The sequence below is a fragment of the Staphylococcus sp. HMSC034C12 genome (genome assembly GCF_001835895.1).
GTDB classification, from domain to species: Bacteria; Bacillota; Bacilli; order Staphylococcales; family Staphylococcaceae; genus Staphylococcus; species Staphylococcus hominis.
On the sequence record NZ_KV826304.1, the window covers coordinates 1 to 17,921 of the forward strand.

A 17,921-nucleotide genomic window follows, 5' to 3' on the forward strand; every position below is an offset into this window, starting at 1 on the left:
AGAAGTACTAGCATTTTTTTCAAAAATGCAGTACTTCTTTAAACTTCTTTGACGTCGACGTCGATGTGTTCTACGCGGTTGTATGCGCCGTGATCAACTGGGCCTACAAAGTCATTCATTTTCCAACCATTTTTAATTGCTGATGCCACAAATGCTTTAGCGCTAATAACAGCTTCTTTAGGTGATTTACCATTTGCCAAGTAAGCTGTTGTAGCTGCTGCAAATGTACAACCTGCACCGTGGTTATAACTTTGTTGGAACATATCAGTTGTTAATTGATAATATGTTTGACCATCATAATATAAGTCATAAGATTTATCTTGATCTAATGCTTTACCACCTTTAATAATAATATGTTGAGCACCTTGATCATAAATGATTTTTGCAGCTTTTTTCATATCTTCAATTGACGTTAATTTACCTAATCCAGATAATTGACCAGCTTCAAATAAATTAGGTGTTACGACCGTTGCTTTAGGTAATAAATATTTAATCATTGCATCTGTATTTCCTGGGTTAAGTACTTCGTCTTCCCCTTTACATACCATAACTGGATCTACTACGAAATATTTTGCACCTGATTGTTCAAATGCTTCGCCAGCACGTTTAATGATTTCTTCAGTTCCAAGCATACCTGTTTTAACAGCATCTGGACCAATTGAAATGACTGTTTCTAATTGTTTTTCGAATACATCCATTGGAAGTGGTGTCACATCGTGAGACCAAGTTTCTTTGTCCATTGTTACAACAGCTGTTAAAGCCACCATACCGTAAGTGTTTAGTTCTTGAAATGTTTTAAGGTCGGCTTGCATACCTGCGCCAGCGCTTGTATCAGAGCCGGCAATTGTTAATACTTTTTTTAATGCCATGTATTATCACTCCTGTCAATTATTTACATCTTTATTTATCATATCATGTAACTCAACTATTGTTCTAGCATGAAGATAGTAAGGCGATTTATATCACGTTCCAAAGGGGTCATATGTTAAAATAGAAGTGAGGTGAAAACGATGGAATGGTCAGACATTTTTCATGACATTACAACAAAACATGATTTTAAAGCAATGCATGATTTTTTAGAAAAAGAATATACGACACAAATCGTCTATCCAGATAGAGAAAACATTTATCAAGCTTTTGATTTAACACCATTTGAAGATATTAAAGTTGTTATTTTGGGTCAAGATCCATATCATGGACCTAACCAAGCACATGGGTTAGCATTTTCAGTTCAACCCAATGCTAAATTCCCACCATCTTTAAGAAATATGTATCAAGAATTAGAAGATGATATCGGCTGTCATAGAACTTCTCCACATCTACAGGACTGGGCACGTGAAGGTGTTCTGTTATTAAATACTGTATTAACTGTACGTAAAGGTGAAGCACATTCCCATAAGGACATTGGATGGGAAATATTTACAGATGAAGTCATTAAAGCTATTTCAGATTATCGCGAAGATGTTGTCTTTATCTTATGGGGAAAACCTGCGCAGCAAAAGATAAAATTAATTGATACAGCAAAGCATCATATCATTAAATCTGTTCATCCAAGTCCATTATCTGCTTATCGAGGTTTCTTTGGGTCTAAACCTTATTCTCGTACAAATGATTATTTAGAATCTAAAGGTAAAACGCCAATACAATGGTGTGAAAGTGGGGAATCTTAATTGAACAAAGAACAATTAATTCAACTTATAGAACAAGAATTAGTGCAAGCAGATGAAGCTCAAGATGAACAACAGTTTGAAAAGCATATGTATGCGATTCATACTTTAACATCTCTTTATTCCGATGTTTCAAAACGACCTTCTAAAAAATCAAAACATGATTTTACTAATATTGTAACTTCTGAATCTTCGTTTTCAAATAAGCCTTCAAATCATTCAGCGATTACTGCTGCAGAAATTGAAGCGATGGGTGGTAAAGTTCCACAAACAATGAAGCATCAAACTAAATCGTCTAATATGATGGTGACGGATGATGAAATTGGAAATGGTGAATCAATATTTGATTTTTAATTAAAATTAAGTTAGGAGAACTAAAATATTATGATGAAAGTATTTATAATTTTAGGTGCATTGTGTACGATGATGTCTGTTGGTACGGGCGCATTTGGTGCACATGGACTTGAAGGAAAACTCTCTGATAAATATATGTCAGTATGGGAAAAAGCAGTGAATTATCAAATGTATCATGGTCTAGGATTAATTATGATTGGCATCATTAGTGGTACAACTTCTATTAATGTGAATTGGGCAGGATGGCTTCTGTTCTTTGGTATTGTTCTATTTAGTGGCTCATTATATATTCTTGCATTGACTCAAATTCGTATTTTAGGAGCTATTACACCAATAGGGGGCGTACTCTTTATTGTGGGATGGTTAATGTTAATTATTGCAACATTTAAATTTGCTGGATAATAATATTTTATATTTTGGTTAGTAAACTCACCTTTTTGGGTATGTTAAGTACCTGAGGTGAGTTTATTTTATGAATAATAAAAATCGAGAGATAGATAGAGGAGATTTAAAACAAAATCTCTCTGAAAAATTTGTTTGGGCGATTGCTTATGGCTCGTGTATCGGATGGGGAGCATTTATACTACCCGGTGATTGGATTAAACAATCAGGTCCGATTGCTTCATCTATTGGTATTGTCATTGGTGCTTTATTGATGATATTAATTGCTGTAAGTTATGGCGCATTAGTCGAACGTTTTCCTGTGTCAGGCGGTGCATTCGCGTTTAGTTATTTAAGTTTTGGAAGATATGTGAGTTTCTTTTCATCATGGTTCTTAACATTCGGTTATGTTTGTGTAGTAGCGTTAAATGCGACAGCATTTAGTTTATTAATTAAGTTTTTACTGCCAAACATTTTGAATAATGGAAGGTTATATACGATTGCTGGATGGGATGTTTACATAACAGAAATAGTTATTGCTACGGTATTATTATTAGTATTTATGTTTATTGCAATTCGTGGTGCAAGTGTTTCTGGTACACTCCAATATTATTTTTGTATAGCAATGGTCATTGTTGTTGTGCTTATGTTTGTAGGTTCATTTTTCGGAAATAACTTTTCGTTAAGTAACTTACAACCTTTAGCAAGTAAAGAACTTGGATGGTTTAATTCCATTATTATGATTGTAGCTATTGCACCATGGGCTTATGTGGGATTTGATAATATTCCACAAACAGCAGAAGAGTTTAATTTCTCGCCAAATAAAACGTTCAAACTGATTGTATACAGTTTATTAGCAGCAGCTTTAACTTATGTCATTATGATTTTATACACAGGGTGGTTGGGTACGAATAATGCGAATTTTAACGGAAATTTATGGTTAACAGGCGCTGAAACACAAACTGCTTTTGGTTATATTGGCTTAGGAGTATTAGCGATTGCTATTATTATGGGGATTTTTACTGGATTAAACGGATTCTTAATGAGTTCAAGTCGATTACTATTCTCAATGGGGCGTGCTGGTATCATGCCTAAAGCGTTTAGTAAATTACATCCAAAATATAAAACACCATATGTAGCTATTATCTTTTTAGTAGCTATTACTTTAATTGCGCCATGGTTAGGACGTACCGCATTAACATGGATTGTTGATATGTCTTCAACAGGTGTATCTATTGCTTATTTTATTACTTGTTTATCTGCTGCTAAGCTATTTAGTTACAATAAACAAAGTAACACGTATGGTCCTATTTATAAGACCTTTGCTATTTTGGGTTCTATTGTTTCATTTATCTTTTTACTTTTATTATTAGTTCCAGGATCACCAGCTTCACTTTCAATGCCTTCATATATTGCATTGGGTAGTTGGTTAGTGATTGGTCTTATTTTCTTTGTAGTTCGATACCCTAAATTAAAAAATATGAATAATGACGAATTAAGTCGTCTGATTTTAAATCAATCAGAACGAGAAGTTAAAGAAATGATACAAGATAAAAAATAATATACGTAAACGCGAGAGATGAGGGTTAATTAACAACAATCTCTCGCGTTTTATTGTTATATACGTTTACGTCGTCGAGCGAAACCAGAAACGATGATTTTTGAAATTTGGTCTGCAAATAATAATCCTAATGCAATCGCACCAGCGATAAGTGTGACTTCGAGCATTGTGTTGATTGCTTTACCAAATTGTAATAAGACTAGATTTTTAGTTGCATCAAAAGCAAGTCCACCAGGAACTAATGGAATAATACCAGTAACCATGAAAATGATTGCAGGTTCACGTTTTTTACGAGCCATGTAATGACTGATTAAACCCAATGTAAAGCTACCGAAAAAACTTGAATAAATCGTATGTATATTCAAACCTTGGTAGAATAAAATATATACCATCCATCCACAAGCTCCAACAAAACCACACGATAAATACAGCTTTCTAGGAGCGTCAAAGATTACACAGAAAAAGAGAGAAGCTGTATAACTAAATATAAAATTAAATAACCAAAACATTTATGCGTACTCCTAAACTAATATTAATATCGAACCTACACCGGCACCTATACCAAATGCGGTTACAAGTGCTTCTAAAGACTTAGTGGTAAACATCATCATATGACCACCAAATAAATCTTGTATAGCATTCGTAATCAGTACTCCAGGTACAATAGGCATGACTGCAGCAATAATAATAGTAGCTAAATCACCACTTGGCGCTAACCAATGACCGAATACTGCAATAATACCAATAACTAAGGATCCGACGAATTCTGGAATAAATTGTGCGTGTAATCGGCGATCTAGAATTTCAACAACCAGATATCCAATACTACCTGCAAGTAGAGCAGTAATAACATCGATAAATTGGCCACCTTGCAAATATAGGAAACTAATTGCAATAATGGCAGCAGCAATCCCTTTAAATGTTAAGCTACTATCTCGTTTTGCAATATATATTTTTTCTAATCGCTCTTTTGCATCTTCTAAAGAGATATCCCCTTTTGTGATTAATCGTGATATTTCATTTGCTTGTGAAATTTTAATGAGATTAGTATCACGGGAATTAATTCTAAATATTCGGGGGTAAGATTCATTATGTAAAGTAAATTGAATGACTGTATTTGTAACAAAGCTATTGCTTTCAGGATATCCTAGCTTTCGGGCAATACGGGTCATTGTATCTTCTACACGTGTTCCTTCCGCACCAGATTCAAGTAATATACGTCCAGCCATCATGACGACGTCTTTGATTAAAGTTTCATCTATATGTTCTTGTTTATTTGTATTTTCCATTTCATCACCATTCGTTAAGATGTAATCATTATTATAGTAGAAGTACATGAAAATAACTACCTTACATTATAAAACTTAACAATCATAATATGATGATTATTCATTTATATCTCAATAGTAGGTAAATATATTTTAATGAAAATAAAATTTAATGTTAAAAAACAATTGATTTATAACAATAATGTTTCAGAACATTACAATTCGGTTAAATAATAATGGTTAACAAATCAAAATTGTGCTGGGTAGCGACAGCACTTTTGTGATTTGTTAATGTTCAGAGTAGTAATGAAGTTCTCCCAAACCATACTACTTGAAGTACACTTTGTAAAAAGTGTACTTTATCTCGGAAACTAATTGTCTTATATAGATATATTAATTTATTGAAAAATGGAGCAAAGACTAGCGTTTATTATGCTAGTCTTTGCTCCATTTATATATTAAATTGCAAAAAATTGATCGAAATGATCAGTAGTTAAAATATGGCCGATATAGAAACTACCAAAGTCGCCATAGCGAGCAGTCGTTTCATCAAAACGCATTTCATAAACAATTTTCTTGAATTGTAGAACATCATCTGAGAATAATGTGACGCCCCATTCAAAATCATCAAAACCTACTGAACCAGTAATGAATTGTTTAATTTTACCAGCGAATTTGCGTCCAATCATGCCATGGTTATACATTAATTTTTTACGATCTTCCATTGGTAACATATACCAGTTATATGTTTCATTACGACGTTTATCCATTGGATAGAAACAAATATATTCTGTTCTAGGCAATTCTGGATATAATCTTGCTTTAATATGTGGATTTTCATAAGGATCTTCGTCTGATTTACCGGCTAAATAGTTACCTAACTCAATCACAGATACATATGAATAAGTTTGAATGAAGAAATCAGCAATTCTTAATTTATTTAATTCATTTTCAATTTCATTCAATTCTTTCATTTCTGGACGTAAATACCATAATAAAATATCTGCTTTTTGACCTGTAATATTATATAAAGCATAATCTCCAGCTTGTTTTTCTCTGGCAGTGGCTTTATTTTTGATAAATACTTTAAATTCATTAATCATTGCTTCGCGCTCATCTTCTGGCACCAATCTAAACGTTGCCCAATCGACAGCGTAAAATAAATGAAGGCTATACCAACCATCTAATGTTTCAGCTGCTTCACTCATATCTATCGCTCCTTTAACTATATTTTCTATCAATACAGATTAAATTTTATCATAAAGAGAATTGTCACACATACTTAAAAGATTACAAATTAATGAAATAGAAATATTAAAAGAAATAAAGTATAATTAAGGTGAAAATACTATTATTTAAAAAATTTGAGGAGGGCATTATGTCTAGTTTATTAGATGTATTACAAGAAAAACTTTCAGGAAAAAACGTTAGAATTGTATTACCGGAAGGTGAAGATGAACGAGTATTAACAGCGGCTACAAAGTTACAAGCAACTGACTATGTTACACCTTTAGTATTAGGTAATGAAGAAAAAGTAAATACTTTAGCTCAAGATAAAGGATTAGATATCTCTAATATTCAAATTATCGATCCTTCTAAAAGTGATTTGAAATCTGAATTAGTCAAATCTTTCGTAGAACGTCGTAAAGGTAAAGCTACTGAAGAACAAGCTCAAGAATTATTAAACAATGTTAACTATTTTGGAACAATGTTAGTATACGCTGGTCATGCTGATGGATTAGTAAGTGGTGCTGCACATTCAACTGGAGATACTGTCCGTCCTGCCTTACAAATTATTAAAACAAAACCTGGCGTATCTAGAACATCTGGTATCTTCTTTATGATTAAAGAAGATAAACAATATATATTTGGTGATTGTGCTATCAATCCAACATTAGAATCTTCTGATTTAGCAGAAATTGCCGTAGAAAGTGCAAAATCAGCAAAAAGTTTTGGTATGGATCCACGTGTTGCTATGTTAAGTTTCTCAACTAAAGGTTCAGCTAAATCAGATGATGTAGAAAAAGTCGCTAACGCAGTAAAATTAGCACAAGAAAAAGTGGAATCTGAAGGTTTAGATAATGTAGTGGTTGATGGAGAATTTCAATTTGATGCTGCGATTGTACCTGCAGTTGCAGAGAAAAAAGCACCTGGAGCAAAAATTCAAGGTGACGCAAATGTATTTGTATTCCCAAGTTTAGAAGCAGGTAATATTGGCTACAAAATTGCACAACGTTTAGGTGGATTTGAAGCGATTGGTCCAGTTTTACAAGGTCTTAATTCACCTGTAAATGATTTATCTCGTGGTTGTTCTACTGAAGACGTTTATAACTTATCAATTATTACTGCTGCTCAAACATTACAATAATGGATTTAGCGAGTAAGTATTTTAATGACATTCATTGGCGCTATATAGACCATTCTTCAGGTTTAGCGCCAATGCAGTCATTTGCATTTGATGACACGTTTTCAGAAAGTGTAGGAAAAGATATATCTTGTAACGTTGTAAGAACATGGATTCACCAACACACTGTCATTTTAGGTATACATGATTCACGTTTGCCATTTTTAAAAGACGGTATTCAATACTTAACTGACGAGATCGGTTATAATGCAATCGTTAGAAATTCTGGTGGTCTTGGGGTTGTATTAGACCAAGGTGTTTTAAATATTTCGCTTATTTTTAAAGGACAAACTGAGACAACCATTGATGAAGCATTCACAGTGATGTATTTACTTATTTGTAAAATGTTCGAAAATGAAAATGTAGATATAGATACTAAAGAAATAGAACATTCATATTGTCCTGGAAGATTTGATCTAAGTATTGATGGAAAAAAATTTGCTGGTATTTCACAACGACGGGTACGTGGAGGTATTGCAGTTCAAATTTATTTATGTGTTGAAGGCTCTGGTGAAGAAAGAGCTGAAATGATGCATGAATTTTATCAACGTGCCTTGAAAGGTGAAGTTACAAAATTTAAATATCCGGATATTAAACCAGAATGTATGGCATCTTTGGAGACATTACTTCATCGAGACATTAAAGTTCAAGATGTGATGTTCCAATTACTTTATGCGATTAAAGACTTAGGTGGTCAGCTAAATATGGATCCAATTACAGAGGATGAGTGGCAACGTTATGAAGGATATTTCGATAAAATGATTGAACGTAATGAGAAAATGAATCGTTCCTTAGATTAAAATAAGATAAAAGGGAGTAAGAAAAATTCTAAGTGAATTTTAGCTTACTCCCTTTTTAGCATGCAATCATACAACTAAAGTATATATTTACCTTCAAAAATATAAAAATTGCTACATTCTTATTATTTTTTATAGTAATATAGATGAGGTGGATTCATTTAAGAACGATAATTTAACCATAATTATGTTGATTATAACATTTTTTAGGATATAAATATTTCAAAGTTTTGAACTATTTTTGACAAAGTTTTATACTATTTATTGATGTATTAACACAAATGCAAGATTTGAAGTAAATGAGTATAAACATATGTGTGACATGACATGTACAAATGTATAAATATGTTCAATTTTAAAACAACATTAATGAATGTTGAAATCATTTTAGAAAGAATATTAAAGGTGAGAGATCATGGTACGACGTGGCTATGGAGAATCTAACGGAAAAATTATATTGATTGGTGAGCATGCTGTAACTTTTGGCCAGCCAGCAATCGCCATTCCATTTACTTCAGGAAAAGTAAAAGTGCTTATTGAAAGCTTAGAAAAAGGTAATTATTCAGCAATTCAGAGTGATGTTTATGATGGTCCTTTATACGATGCACCTGATCATTTGAAATCACTTATTACACACTTCGTAGAAAGCAAACATGTTGAAGAACCATTGTTGATTAAAATTCAAGCTAATTTACCACCTTCTCGAGGTTTAGGTTCGAGTGCAGCAGTAGCAGTAGCTTTTATAAGAGCAAGTTATGATTATTTAGAATTGCCGCTATCTGATAAAGAATTACTAGAAAATGCAGACTGGGCTGAACGCATTGCTCATGGTAAACCAAGTGGTATTGATACAAAAACGATTGTAACGAATCAACCCGTTTGGTATCAAAAAGGAGAAGTTGAAATTTTAAAGTCTCTTGATTTAGATGGCTATATGGTTGTTATTGATACAGGAGTTAAAGGCTCTACAAAACAAGCAGTTGAAGATGTACATCGTTTATGTGATAACGATGAGTCATATATGAATGTCATTGAACATATTGGCTCTCTTGTTTATTTAGCTAGTGATGCAATTAACCATCATAGCTTTGATCAACTTGCTAATATATTTAATCAATGTCAAGACGATTTAAGAACATTGACAGTCAGTCACGATAAAATCGAAACTTTACTCGAAATTGGAAGACAACATGGTGCAGTAGCTGGTAAATTAACTGGTGGTGGACGAGGTGGTAGCATGTTAATTCTAACTAAAGAAGAAGTGACTGCTAAAACTATTGTTGCAGCAGCCGAAAAAGCTGGAGCGCAACATACTTGGATTGAAAAGTTAGGAGGATAAATCTTTGAAAAAAAGTGGTAAAGCACGCGCCCATACGAATATTGCTCTAATAAAATATTGGGGAAAAGCAGATGAAAATCTAATTATTCCTATGAATAATAGTTTATCAGTGACATTAGAGCGTTTCTATACAGAAACACGTGTAACGTTTGATGATTCATTAACAGAAGATCAACTTATTTTAAATAAAGAAGCTGTTAATGCTAAAGAAAGTGCTAAAATTCAACGTTATATGGATATGATTCGAAAAGAAGCTGATATTTCAACGTATGCACTAATAGAAAGTGATAATTTTGTGCCTACTGCTGCTGGTTTAGCTTCTTCAGCTAGTGCATATGCAGCTTTAGCTGGTGCTTGCAATGAAGCGCTTGATTTAAACCTATCAGATAAAGATTTATCTCGCCTTGCTCGTCGTGGTTCTGGATCAGCATCAAGAAGTATTTATGGTGGTTTTGCTGAATGGGAAAAAGGTTATGATGATAAAACGTCTTACGCCCATCAAATTGAGTCAGATGGCTTCGAGAATGACTTAGCTATGATTTTTGTAGTTATTAACAATAAATCAAAGAAAGTATCAAGTCGTTCAGGTATGTCTTTAACTCGTGATACCTCACGTTTTTATCAATACTGGTTAGATCATGTAGAGGAAGATTTAAAAGTCACAAAACAAGCGATTGCCCAAAAAGATTTTAAACGAATGGGTGAAGTGATTGAGGCAAACGGTTTGAGAATGCACGCAACAAATTTAGGTGCACAGCCACCATTTACATATCTTGTGCCGGAAAGCTACGAAGCTATGAGAATTGTACATGAATGTAGAGAAGCAGGATTACCTTGTTATTTTACTATGGATGCAGGACCAAATGTAAAAGTTCTAATAGAAAAGAAACATCAACAAGCGATTGTGAATCAATTTTTAGAAGTATTTAATAAAGATCAAATTATAACAAGTGATATTACACACGCAGGAGTCGAAATAATTAAGTAGGGAAGAGATATAATGATTCAGGCAAAAGCGCCAGGAAAACTGTATATAGCGGGCGAATATGCTGTAACCGAGCCGGGATATAAATCAGTGTTAATTGCAGTAGATCGTTTTGTCACGGCTGCTATTGAAGCTTCAAATGAAATCACAGGTACGATTCATTCTAAAACATTACACTATAAACCTGTCACATTTAATCGTAATGAAGATAAAATAGAAATATCAGATGTACATGCAGCCAATCAACTCAAATATGTAGTTACTGCTATTGAAGTGTTTGAGCAGTATGCGAAAAGTTGTAATATAAAATTAAAACATTTTCATCTTACTATTGATAGTAATCTTGCAGATGCATCAGGACAAAAGTATGGTTTAGGTTCTAGTGCTGCAGTTTTAGTATCTGTGATTAAGGTTCTAAATGAATTTTATGAAATGGAGTTATCCAATCTTTATATTTATAAGCTTGCGGTTATTTCAAATATGAGATTACAAAGTTTAAGTTCATGCGGAGATATTGCTGTTAGTGTTTATAGTGGATGGCTTGCCTATAGTACGTTTGATCACGAATGGGTAAAACAACAAATGAAAGAAACCTCTGTAGATGAAGTATTAGAAAAAAACTGGCCAGGTCTTCATATAGAACCTTTACAAGCGCCTGAAAATATGGAAGTTCTCATAGGATGGACCGGTTCTCCTGCTTCGTCACCTCACTTAGTAAGCGAAGTCAAGCGTTTAAAATCTGACCCTATTTTTTATGGTAAGTTTCTTGATCAATCAAATACGTGTGTGGAAAATTTAATCTATGCTTTTAAAACGAATAATATAAAAGGTGTACAAAAAATGATTCGTCAAAATCGTAGTATTATTCAGCAAATGGATAAAGAGGCTACGGTTGATATTGAAACAAAAAAATTAAAATTATTATGTGATATTGGTGAACGTTTTGGTGGTGCAGCAAAAACTTCTGGAGCTGGTGGAGGAGATTGTGGCATTACAATTATCGATAATAGAGTTGATAAGCACTCTATTTATGAAGTATGGGAAAAAGAGGGAATTAAACCTTTGAAATTTAAAATATATCACGGACAATAAGACTACTATTATGATGAAGCGAGACATTTTATTAAGAAAATATATGTCTTGCTTTTTATTTATAGCAAATCTTTTTTAGTGCTTGAATTTTTAATTAAAAAGAGTAAAATAATTAGAGTTGTAATAAATGAATGGAAGTCAATATGAGAGAAAATAATGTAAAGGTGGGTAGCGAAGTGAAGAATAAATTTTTGATTTGTGACGAATGTCAGGCAGTTAACTTAAAATCATTAAAGAAAAAATTAGAAAAATTAGATCCTGATGCTGAAATTGAAATAGGCTGTCAGTCATACTGTGGTCCAGGTCGTCGTAAGACATTTGCTTTTGTTAATAATCGCCCACTTGCTGCATTGACTGAAGATGAACTTATGGAAAAAGTGACTGCACAATTAAAAAAACCACGTGATCCTGAAGAAGAAGAACGTTTGAGAAAACGTAATGAAGAACGTAAGCGTCGTAAAGAAGAACAAGATAGAAAATTAAAAGAAAAATTAGCAAAGCGTAAAGCAAATAAATAATAAATATCGATGATAAAGAAGCTCGTAAACTCATTTAAAAATGGGTTTACGAGCTTTTTTATTAAATATTAAATAAGTCATTAAATGATTCAGCTATTGTTGGATGAGTATAAATATTATCGCGTAATACTTGATAAGGAATATGTTGATCGATAGCAAGTTTAATTAAATTAATAATTTCTTCAGAACCTTTACCATATAAAGTAGCACCTAATATTTCATTATTATCTTTATTGATTACAACTTTGAAAAGACCGCGACCATCGTTATTAATTTTGTGTTTTGGTAAAGTATTAATAAATAAAGTGTTTTCAACGTAATTATAATTTAATTTTTGTGCTTCTAAAGCGGTCATACCAACACGAGAAAGCGGTGGATCGATAAATACTGTATAAGGGATAGTACCACGATTTTCAGTGTGTCGTGAACGGTCACCGAATAATTCAGATTTCAAAATTCTAAAGTCATCTAAAGAAATATAAGTGAATTGTAATCCACCTTTTACATCTCCAGCAGCATAAATATGTGATACAGAGGTTTGTAGATGGTTGTTTACTTTTATTTCTCCGTGAGTGCCTAACTCAATATCTGTATTGTCTAAAGCTAAATCTGTATTTGGTACACGTCCTGTAGCAAGTAAGATTGCATCACCAGTAAAGTTTCCTTGTGAGGTTTCAACTGTTGTCAAATCACCTTCATTTTTTAATGCTTTTGTTTCAACATTAGTAATTAAACGTACGCCTTTATCTTTAAAATCATTAATCATGTGTGTGACTATTTCTTGATCTTCTCTGGCCATAAATTGTTTATTATATTCTAGTACAGTTACGTTTGTACCAAAGCTTTGAAACATTGAGGCAAATTCTAATGCAATATATCCTCCACCAATAATCACTAATTCTTTAGGTTGATAAGAAATATTTAATAGTCCTTTTGAATCATATACATTTTGTGCTGAGTCTATACCTTCAATATTTGGAATATTAGATTTTGCACCTGTATTAATTAAAATTTTATCTGCTGTCAGTGTTTGAACTAACTTACCATTTTCATCAATTAATTCTACTTCTGTATTAGATTTAAATTGTGCTTTAAAGTTTAACAAGGTAATATTTTCATCATTTTCTAAGTTTAAATAGTTTTTTTGATTTAATGCTTTGACTACTTCTTTTTTTCTTGAAAAGGCAGTTGAAAAATCGACATGTTTAATACCATCATTAACAAGCACTTTAGATGGAATACAGCCATGGTTTATGCATGTACCGCCATAGCTTTCTGTAAACTGTTCAATTAAAGCAACCTGTTGTCCTTGTGATGATGCATATTTGGCAAGTGTTTTTCCGGCTTTACCAAAACCAATAACGATTAAATTATAATGTGTCATATGTTGTATCCTCCTGAAGTGTATCATTAATTACATCATTAATTGTGAGGGTATCATAAAAATTTAAAATAACACGATGTTCCTTTTGATTATAGTGTGACATGGTCTTTGCTATGTTTCTTGATATTTCACAATCGCTCTGCTCATGACCTGTGAAAATACGCTGTTGGCTATCTTTTTCAAGCACAAATATACGATATAGTACTGATAGTTTAATGCTAGCAGTTGAATGATTTGCACTATATCCACCATTTTTACCACGGGAAGTATTAATAAACTGGTATTGATTTAAAACAGTAGTCACTCTACGTAATTGAACTGGATTGAGGCAAGTTAATTTTGCTAAAGATTGACTACTGAATTGTTGGTTGTCGTGCTTTACTAAAAAACTAAGTACGTGAACGGCAATGTTAAATTCTAAATTCAAATGATGCACCTCCTAAATGTAACTTTATTAGTTACATTTAAATATAAAATAAAACATATGTCAAATTTAATGTTTTAAACACTACTGAATGAATTTATCATTACTAATCGGGTAAACTATAAATAGAAACTACATTTTTAAGGAGTGGTGAATATCATGGCAGAATTTGTACAATTAGGAAAATCTGATGTTCATGTATTTCCAGTTGCATTAGGTGCAAATGCAGTCGGAGGACATAATTTATATCCCAATTTAGATGAAGAGCAAGGAAAAGATGTCGTTAGAAAAGCTATTGATAATGGTATTACTTTAATTGATACTGCGTTTATTTATGGACCTAAACGCTCAGAAGAACTTGTAGGAGAAGTTGTAAAGGAATATCCTCGTGAAAAAGTTCAAATTGCAACTAAAGGATCACATGTTATTAAAGATAATGGCGATGTTGTTCAAAATAACCAACCTGATTATTTAAAACAACAAGTTGAAGAGAGCTTAGAACGCTTGCAAGTGGATTATATTGACTTGTATTACATTCATTTTCCTGATGAGTATACACCAAAAGATGAAGCTGTGGCAGCATTACAAGAACTTAAAAAAGAAGGAAAAATTAAAGCAATAGGTGTTTCAAACTTTACGTTAGATCAACTTAAAGAGGCGAATAAAGACGGATATGTGGATGTTGTTCAATTAGAATATAATTTACTACATCGTGAAAATGAAGAAGTAATGAAATACGCAGCTGAAAATGATATTACTTTTGTACCATATTTCCCATTAGCTTCTGGCATTTTAGCTGGTAAGTATGAAGAAAATCAAACTTTCGATGATCATCGTGCAACTCGTCGTGATTTCCAACCAGAAGTGTTCAATGATAACGTACGTCGAGTAAAAGAATTATCAAGTATTGCTGAAACTCATAATACAAGTATTGCTAATATTGTATTAGCATTCTACTTAACACGTCCATCACTTGATGTTGTTATTCCTGGTGCGAAACGTGCTGATCAAGTTGTAGAAAACATTGAAGCAGCAAATATTGAACTGACTGAAGAAGAAATTAAGAAAATAGATGATTTATTCCCAGTTGAATAAAGTACGTTAAATAAAAGTAATAATGGCTCCTACACCGTTTATATAGGTGTAGGAGTTTTTATTATAAATAAAAGTAAAAAGATGGGGTACATAATAAGTAAATAGAAAAAACACATTAATAATATAAATTAAAAAAGAGGTAAGATACATGATTACTGTATTATTTGGTGGAAGTCGTCCACAAGGAAATACTGCTCAATTAACACAATATGCTCTAGAAGGAAAACAATATAATTGGATTGATTTAACACAATATCATTTTAAACCTGTAAGAGATTATAGACATGAATCAAAGCAAATTGAGTCATACATAGATGATTATCAATTGATTATTGACCAAGTGCTTGAAAGTGATACAGTTATTTTTGCATCACCTGTGTATTGGTATAGTGTGTCAGCATCTGTAAAAGCATTTATCGATCATTGGTCAGAATCATTAATCGATCCTAAATATCAGGATTTTAAAACTAAAATGTCTAACATTGATTTTAGATTAATCTTAGTTGGGGGAGATTGTCCGAAAGTAAAAGCGAAACCTTGCATTAAACAGTTAGAATATAGTTTAGATTTTCTCGGAGCAAACCTAAATGGTTATATTATTGGTACAGCAGAAAGACCTGGAGATGTTATGAAAGATGTATATGCTCTAGAAAGAGCACAGGAATGGAATGCAGTACTGTCTTAATAAGATGCATCTTAAAGTTGAGTGAAAGCGTTTATTAATATACTATGATATAATTTTGTTATTAAATTACAATAAAATGTCAGGAGAATGAAGCATGTATACAGTTAGAAAAGCGACAACTAATGACGTTATAGCAATAAGAGATGTAGCTACAAAAGCTTGGTATAATACGTATTTAAATATTTATGCAGTATCAACAATTAATGAATTATTAGCAGCTTCGTATAATGAACACCATTTAAAAAAGCGATTAGAAGATCAACTTTTTTTAGTTGTTGAAGAAAATAATGAAATTGTAGGATTTGCTAACTTTATCTATGGTAAAGAATTATACTTAGCCGCACATTATGTTCACCCAGGTGTACAACATAAAGGTTATGGAACAAGTTTACTTGAAGAAGGATTACATGAATTTGAAAATGAATATGATACGGTCTTTTTAGAAGTTGATAATAAGAACAAAGAAGCTATTCATTATTATCAACATCATGGTTTTGAAATAGTTCGTTCATATCAACCAGAAATGTATGGTGAACAATTAGATTTAGCATTAATGAAGAAAGTATTATAAGAATTAATCAACTTAAATTCATATTACTACTGATGAAAGCAAGTATGAAAGAGGAGGATGAACTTGACACAATCATCTTATGTAACTAAAAAATTAGCTGAAGAAAAAGTATTTAAAGATCCAATTCATAAGTATGTTCATGTTAAAGATCAACTAATATGGGATTTAATTAAAACTAAAGAATTTCAGCGCTTGCGTCGTATTAAGCAATTAGGTACATTATACCTTGCCTTTCATACTGCAGAACACAGTCGTTTTGGACACTCTTTAGGAGTCTATGAAATTGTAAGACGTATGATTGATGAATCATTTGTTGGGCGTGAAGCATGGAATAATAAAGATCGCCCCCTTGCTTTATGTGCAGCTTTATTACATGATTTGGGTCATGGGCCGTTTTCACATAGTTTTGAGAAGATATTTAATACGGATCACGAAGCGTTTACCCAAGAAATTATTACTGGAAACACTGAGGTTAACGAAGTATTAAGTAGAGTGTCTGAGACCTTTCCTCAGGAAGTAGCCGATGTTATTAATAAAACGCATAAAAATAAATTAGTCATTTCCATGATTTCATCTCAAATTGATGCTGATCGTATGGACTATTTGCAACGTGATGCTTATTTCACCGGTGTATCATATGGTACATTTGATATGGAGCGTATACTTCGATTAATGAGACCATCAAAAGATGAAGTACTTATTAAAGAAAGTGGTATGCATGCTGTAGAAAATTTTATTATGAGTCGTTACCAAATGTATTGGCAAATCTATTTTCATCCCGTAAGTCGTGGTGGAGAAGTACTATTAAATAATTGTCTTAAGAGAGTCAAACAGCTTTATAAAGAAGATTATCAATTTAAAATGTATCCAAAAGAATTTATTCCATTTTTTGAAGGCACAATTACAATTGATCAGTATGTAGAATTAGATGAAGTAACTGTATTATTTTATTTGAAGAAATGGATACATGAAGAAGATGAGATCTTAAGTGATTTAGCGCGTCGATTTATTAATCGTGATCTCTTTAAGTATATTCCATTTGATGGTTCGATTATTACAATTACTGAATTACAGGATTTATTTATTGAAGGTGGCATTGATCCGGAATATTATTTTGTTAGTGAAGCTTTTTCGGATTTACCATATGATTATGATCGACCTGGTTCTAATCGACAACCTATCCATTTGTTAAGACGAAATGGTAGTATTAAAGAAATTAGTAGCCAATCGTTAGTCATTTCAAGTATTACTGGGATTAATCGAGAAGACTATAAATTATACTATCCTAAAGAAATGATTCTTAATATTAAAGATCCAGAAGTGAAAGGTTCAATTATTAATTTATTGAATGAATTAAATTAAATATTTGTTGATAATATACGCTATGATTTAATGG

At 32.3% G+C, this 17,921-nt stretch carries 20 protein-coding genes; 14 read left to right on the forward strand and 6 right to left on the reverse strand.

Annotation, left to right across the window (positions count from 1 at the left end):
- Nucleotides 1–38: 38 nt before the first annotated feature.
- Nucleotides 39–869, reverse strand: coding sequence for a bifunctional hydroxymethylpyrimidine kinase/phosphomethylpyrimidine kinase (thiD, locus tag HMPREF2629_RS00005; protein ID WP_002455702.1), 831 nt, complete (start codon nt 867–869; stop codon nt 39–41).
- A 141-nt stretch (nt 870–1,010) separates the two neighbouring features.
- Here thiD and HMPREF2629_RS00010 point away from each other — a divergent pair, with 141 nt between their 5' ends.
- The 4 genes from HMPREF2629_RS00010 (at nt 1,011) to HMPREF2629_RS00025 (ending at nt 3,963) form a co-directional block, all read left to right on the forward strand.
- Nucleotides 1,011–1,670: a uracil-DNA glycosylase gene (locus HMPREF2629_RS00010; protein ID WP_002488583.1), complete on the forward strand. Its 660-nt coding sequence runs from the start codon at nt 1,011–1,013 to the stop codon at nt 1,668–1,670.
- Nucleotides 1,671–2,021, forward strand: a complete 351-nt coding sequence (locus tag HMPREF2629_RS00015) for a DUF5327 family protein (RefSeq protein ID WP_002488584.1) — start codon at nt 1,671–1,673, stop codon at nt 2,019–2,021.
- A gap of 33 nt (nt 2,022–2,054) precedes the next feature.
- The gene (locus tag HMPREF2629_RS00020; RefSeq protein WP_095324338.1) at nt 2,055–2,423 is read left to right on the forward strand and encodes a DUF423 domain-containing protein; all 369 of its coding nucleotides are present in this window, start codon (nt 2,055–2,057) and stop codon (nt 2,421–2,423) included.
- Between the two features lie 70 nt (nt 2,424–2,493).
- Complete coding sequence (locus tag HMPREF2629_RS00025) at nt 2,494–3,963, forward strand: APC family permease (protein WP_002488598.1); 1,470 nt, start codon at nt 2,494–2,496, stop codon at nt 3,961–3,963.
- A 56-nt stretch (nt 3,964–4,019) separates the two neighbouring features.
- On the opposite strand, the gene HMPREF2629_RS00030 is transcribed toward HMPREF2629_RS00025, so the two are convergent.
- The 3 genes from HMPREF2629_RS00030 to hemQ form a co-directional block, all read right to left on the reverse strand.
- Nucleotides 4,020–4,472: a threonine/serine exporter family protein gene (locus tag HMPREF2629_RS00030; protein ID WP_002448879.1), complete on the reverse strand. Its 453-nt coding sequence runs from the start codon at nt 4,470–4,472 to the stop codon at nt 4,020–4,022.
- Nucleotides 4,473–4,484: 12 nt separating this feature from the next.
- Nucleotides 4,485–5,252: a threonine/serine exporter family protein gene (locus HMPREF2629_RS00035; protein ID WP_029376813.1), complete on the reverse strand. Its 768-nt coding sequence runs from the start codon at nt 5,250–5,252 to the stop codon at nt 4,485–4,487.
- 437 nt (nt 5,253–5,689) lie between these two features.
- On the reverse strand, nt 5,690–6,439 hold the full coding sequence (hemQ, locus tag HMPREF2629_RS00040; RefSeq protein ID WP_002488567.1) for a hydrogen peroxide-dependent heme synthase: 750 nt from the start codon (nt 6,437–6,439) through the stop codon (nt 5,690–5,692).
- 170 nt (nt 6,440–6,609) lie between these two features.
- Between hemQ and pta the strand changes: the two genes are divergently transcribed.
- The 6 genes from pta (at nt 6,610) to HMPREF2629_RS00070 (ending at nt 12,366) form a co-directional block, all read left to right on the forward strand.
- Complete coding sequence (gene pta, locus HMPREF2629_RS00045; protein WP_070813007.1) at nt 6,610–7,599, forward strand: phosphate acetyltransferase; 990 nt, start codon at nt 6,610–6,612, stop codon at nt 7,597–7,599.
- On the forward strand, nt 7,599–8,435 hold the full coding sequence (locus HMPREF2629_RS00050; protein ID WP_029376812.1) for a lipoate--protein ligase family protein: 837 nt from the start codon (nt 7,599–7,601) through the stop codon (nt 8,433–8,435). The genes pta and HMPREF2629_RS00050 overlap by 1 nt, the downstream gene beginning before the upstream one ends.
- A gap of 412 nt (nt 8,436–8,847) precedes the next feature.
- A complete protein-coding gene (gene mvk, locus HMPREF2629_RS00055; RefSeq protein WP_002488601.1) occupies nt 8,848–9,771 on the forward strand; it encodes a mevalonate kinase in 924 nt (307 codons plus the stop codon).
- Nucleotides 9,772–9,775: 4 nt separating this feature from the next.
- Complete coding sequence (gene mvaD, locus HMPREF2629_RS00060) at nt 9,776–10,759, forward strand: diphosphomevalonate decarboxylase (RefSeq protein ID WP_070813008.1); 984 nt, start codon at nt 9,776–9,778, stop codon at nt 10,757–10,759.
- A gap of 12 nt (nt 10,760–10,771) precedes the next feature.
- On the forward strand, nt 10,772–11,848 hold the full coding sequence (locus HMPREF2629_RS00065; RefSeq protein ID WP_017176049.1) for a phosphomevalonate kinase: 1,077 nt from the start codon (nt 10,772–10,774) through the stop codon (nt 11,846–11,848).
- A gap of 176 nt (nt 11,849–12,024) precedes the next feature.
- Complete coding sequence (locus HMPREF2629_RS00070; protein WP_017176048.1) at nt 12,025–12,366, forward strand: YuzB family protein; 342 nt, start codon at nt 12,025–12,027, stop codon at nt 12,364–12,366.
- A gap of 61 nt (nt 12,367–12,427) precedes the next feature.
- On the opposite strand, the gene merA is transcribed toward HMPREF2629_RS00070, so the two are convergent.
- Nucleotides 12,428–13,750 carry a hypothiocyanous acid reductase MerA gene (gene merA, locus HMPREF2629_RS00075; protein WP_002488570.1) on the reverse strand — a complete coding sequence of 441 codons (1,323 nt, stop codon included), beginning with the start codon at nt 13,748–13,750 and terminating at the stop codon, nt 12,428–12,430.
- Nucleotides 13,737–14,177, reverse strand: coding sequence for a redox-sensitive transcriptional regulator HypR (gene hypR / locus HMPREF2629_RS00080; protein WP_002488600.1), 441 nt, complete (start codon nt 14,175–14,177; stop codon nt 13,737–13,739). The genes merA and hypR overlap by 14 nt, the downstream gene beginning before the upstream one ends.
- A gap of 156 nt (nt 14,178–14,333) precedes the next feature.
- Between hypR and HMPREF2629_RS00085 the strand changes: the two genes are divergently transcribed.
- The 4 genes from HMPREF2629_RS00085 to HMPREF2629_RS00100 all read left to right on the forward strand — a co-directional run bounded on the left by HMPREF2629_RS00085 (nt 14,334) and on the right by HMPREF2629_RS00100 (nt 17,887).
- The gene (locus tag HMPREF2629_RS00085) at nt 14,334–15,269 is read left to right on the forward strand and encodes an aldo/keto reductase (RefSeq protein ID WP_002488560.1); all 936 of its coding nucleotides are present in this window, start codon (nt 14,334–14,336) and stop codon (nt 15,267–15,269) included.
- 148 nt (nt 15,270–15,417) lie between these two features.
- Nucleotides 15,418–15,954, forward strand: a complete 537-nt coding sequence (locus HMPREF2629_RS00090) for a flavodoxin family protein (RefSeq protein ID WP_002488563.1) — start codon at nt 15,418–15,420, stop codon at nt 15,952–15,954.
- A 94-nt stretch (nt 15,955–16,048) separates the two neighbouring features.
- A complete protein-coding gene (locus HMPREF2629_RS00095) occupies nt 16,049–16,525 on the forward strand; it encodes a GNAT family N-acetyltransferase (RefSeq protein WP_002488589.1) in 477 nt (158 codons plus the stop codon).
- A gap of 57 nt (nt 16,526–16,582) precedes the next feature.
- Nucleotides 16,583–17,887 carry an HD domain-containing protein gene (locus HMPREF2629_RS00100; RefSeq protein ID WP_170999975.1) on the forward strand — a complete coding sequence of 435 codons (1,305 nt, stop codon included), beginning with the start codon at nt 16,583–16,585 and terminating at the stop codon, nt 17,885–17,887.
- The last annotated feature ends 34 nt before the right edge of the window (nt 17,888–17,921 follow it).

What these genes read in the sequence shown, in the direction of transcription:
- thiD (WP_002455702.1), bottom strand. Translation starts at nt 869, where the DNA reads ATGGCATTAAAAAAAGTATTAACAATTGCCGGCTCTGATACAAGCGCT.
- HMPREF2629_RS00010 (WP_002488583.1), top strand. Translation starts at nt 1,011, where the DNA reads ATGGAATGGTCAGACATTTTTCATGACATTACAACAAAACATGATTTT.
- HMPREF2629_RS00020 (WP_095324338.1), top strand. Translation starts at nt 2,055, where the DNA reads ATGAAAGTATTTATAATTTTAGGTGCATTGTGTACGATGATGTCTGTT.
- HMPREF2629_RS00025 (WP_002488598.1), top strand. Translation starts at nt 2,494, where the DNA reads ATGAATAATAAAAATCGAGAGATAGATAGAGGAGATTTAAAACAAAAT.
- HMPREF2629_RS00030 (WP_002448879.1), bottom strand. Translation starts at nt 4,472, where the DNA reads ATGTTTTGGTTATTTAATTTTATATTTAGTTATACAGCTTCTCTCTTT.
- HMPREF2629_RS00035 (WP_029376813.1), bottom strand. Translation starts at nt 5,252, where the DNA reads ATGGAAAATACAAATAAACAAGAACATATAGATGAAACTTTAATCAAA.
- hemQ (WP_002488567.1), bottom strand. Translation starts at nt 6,439, where the DNA reads ATGAGTGAAGCAGCTGAAACATTAGATGGTTGGTATAGCCTTCATTTA.
- pta (WP_070813007.1), top strand. Translation starts at nt 6,610, where the DNA reads ATGTCTAGTTTATTAGATGTATTACAAGAAAAACTTTCAGGAAAAAAC.
- HMPREF2629_RS00050 (WP_029376812.1), top strand. Translation starts at nt 7,599, where the DNA reads ATGGATTTAGCGAGTAAGTATTTTAATGACATTCATTGGCGCTATATA.
- mvk (WP_002488601.1), top strand. Translation starts at nt 8,848, where the DNA reads ATGGTACGACGTGGCTATGGAGAATCTAACGGAAAAATTATATTGATT.
- HMPREF2629_RS00065 (WP_017176049.1), top strand. Translation starts at nt 10,772, where the DNA reads ATGATTCAGGCAAAAGCGCCAGGAAAACTGTATATAGCGGGCGAATAT.
- merA (WP_002488570.1), bottom strand. Translation starts at nt 13,750, where the DNA reads ATGACACATTATAATTTAATCGTTATTGGTTTTGGTAAAGCCGGAAAA.
- HMPREF2629_RS00085 (WP_002488560.1), top strand. Translation starts at nt 14,334, where the DNA reads ATGGCAGAATTTGTACAATTAGGAAAATCTGATGTTCATGTATTTCCA.
- HMPREF2629_RS00090 (WP_002488563.1), top strand. Translation starts at nt 15,418, where the DNA reads ATGATTACTGTATTATTTGGTGGAAGTCGTCCACAAGGAAATACTGCT.
- HMPREF2629_RS00095 (WP_002488589.1), top strand. Translation starts at nt 16,049, where the DNA reads ATGTATACAGTTAGAAAAGCGACAACTAATGACGTTATAGCAATAAGA.
- HMPREF2629_RS00100 (WP_170999975.1), top strand. Translation starts at nt 16,583, where the DNA reads ATGAACTTGACACAATCATCTTATGTAACTAAAAAATTAGCTGAAGAA.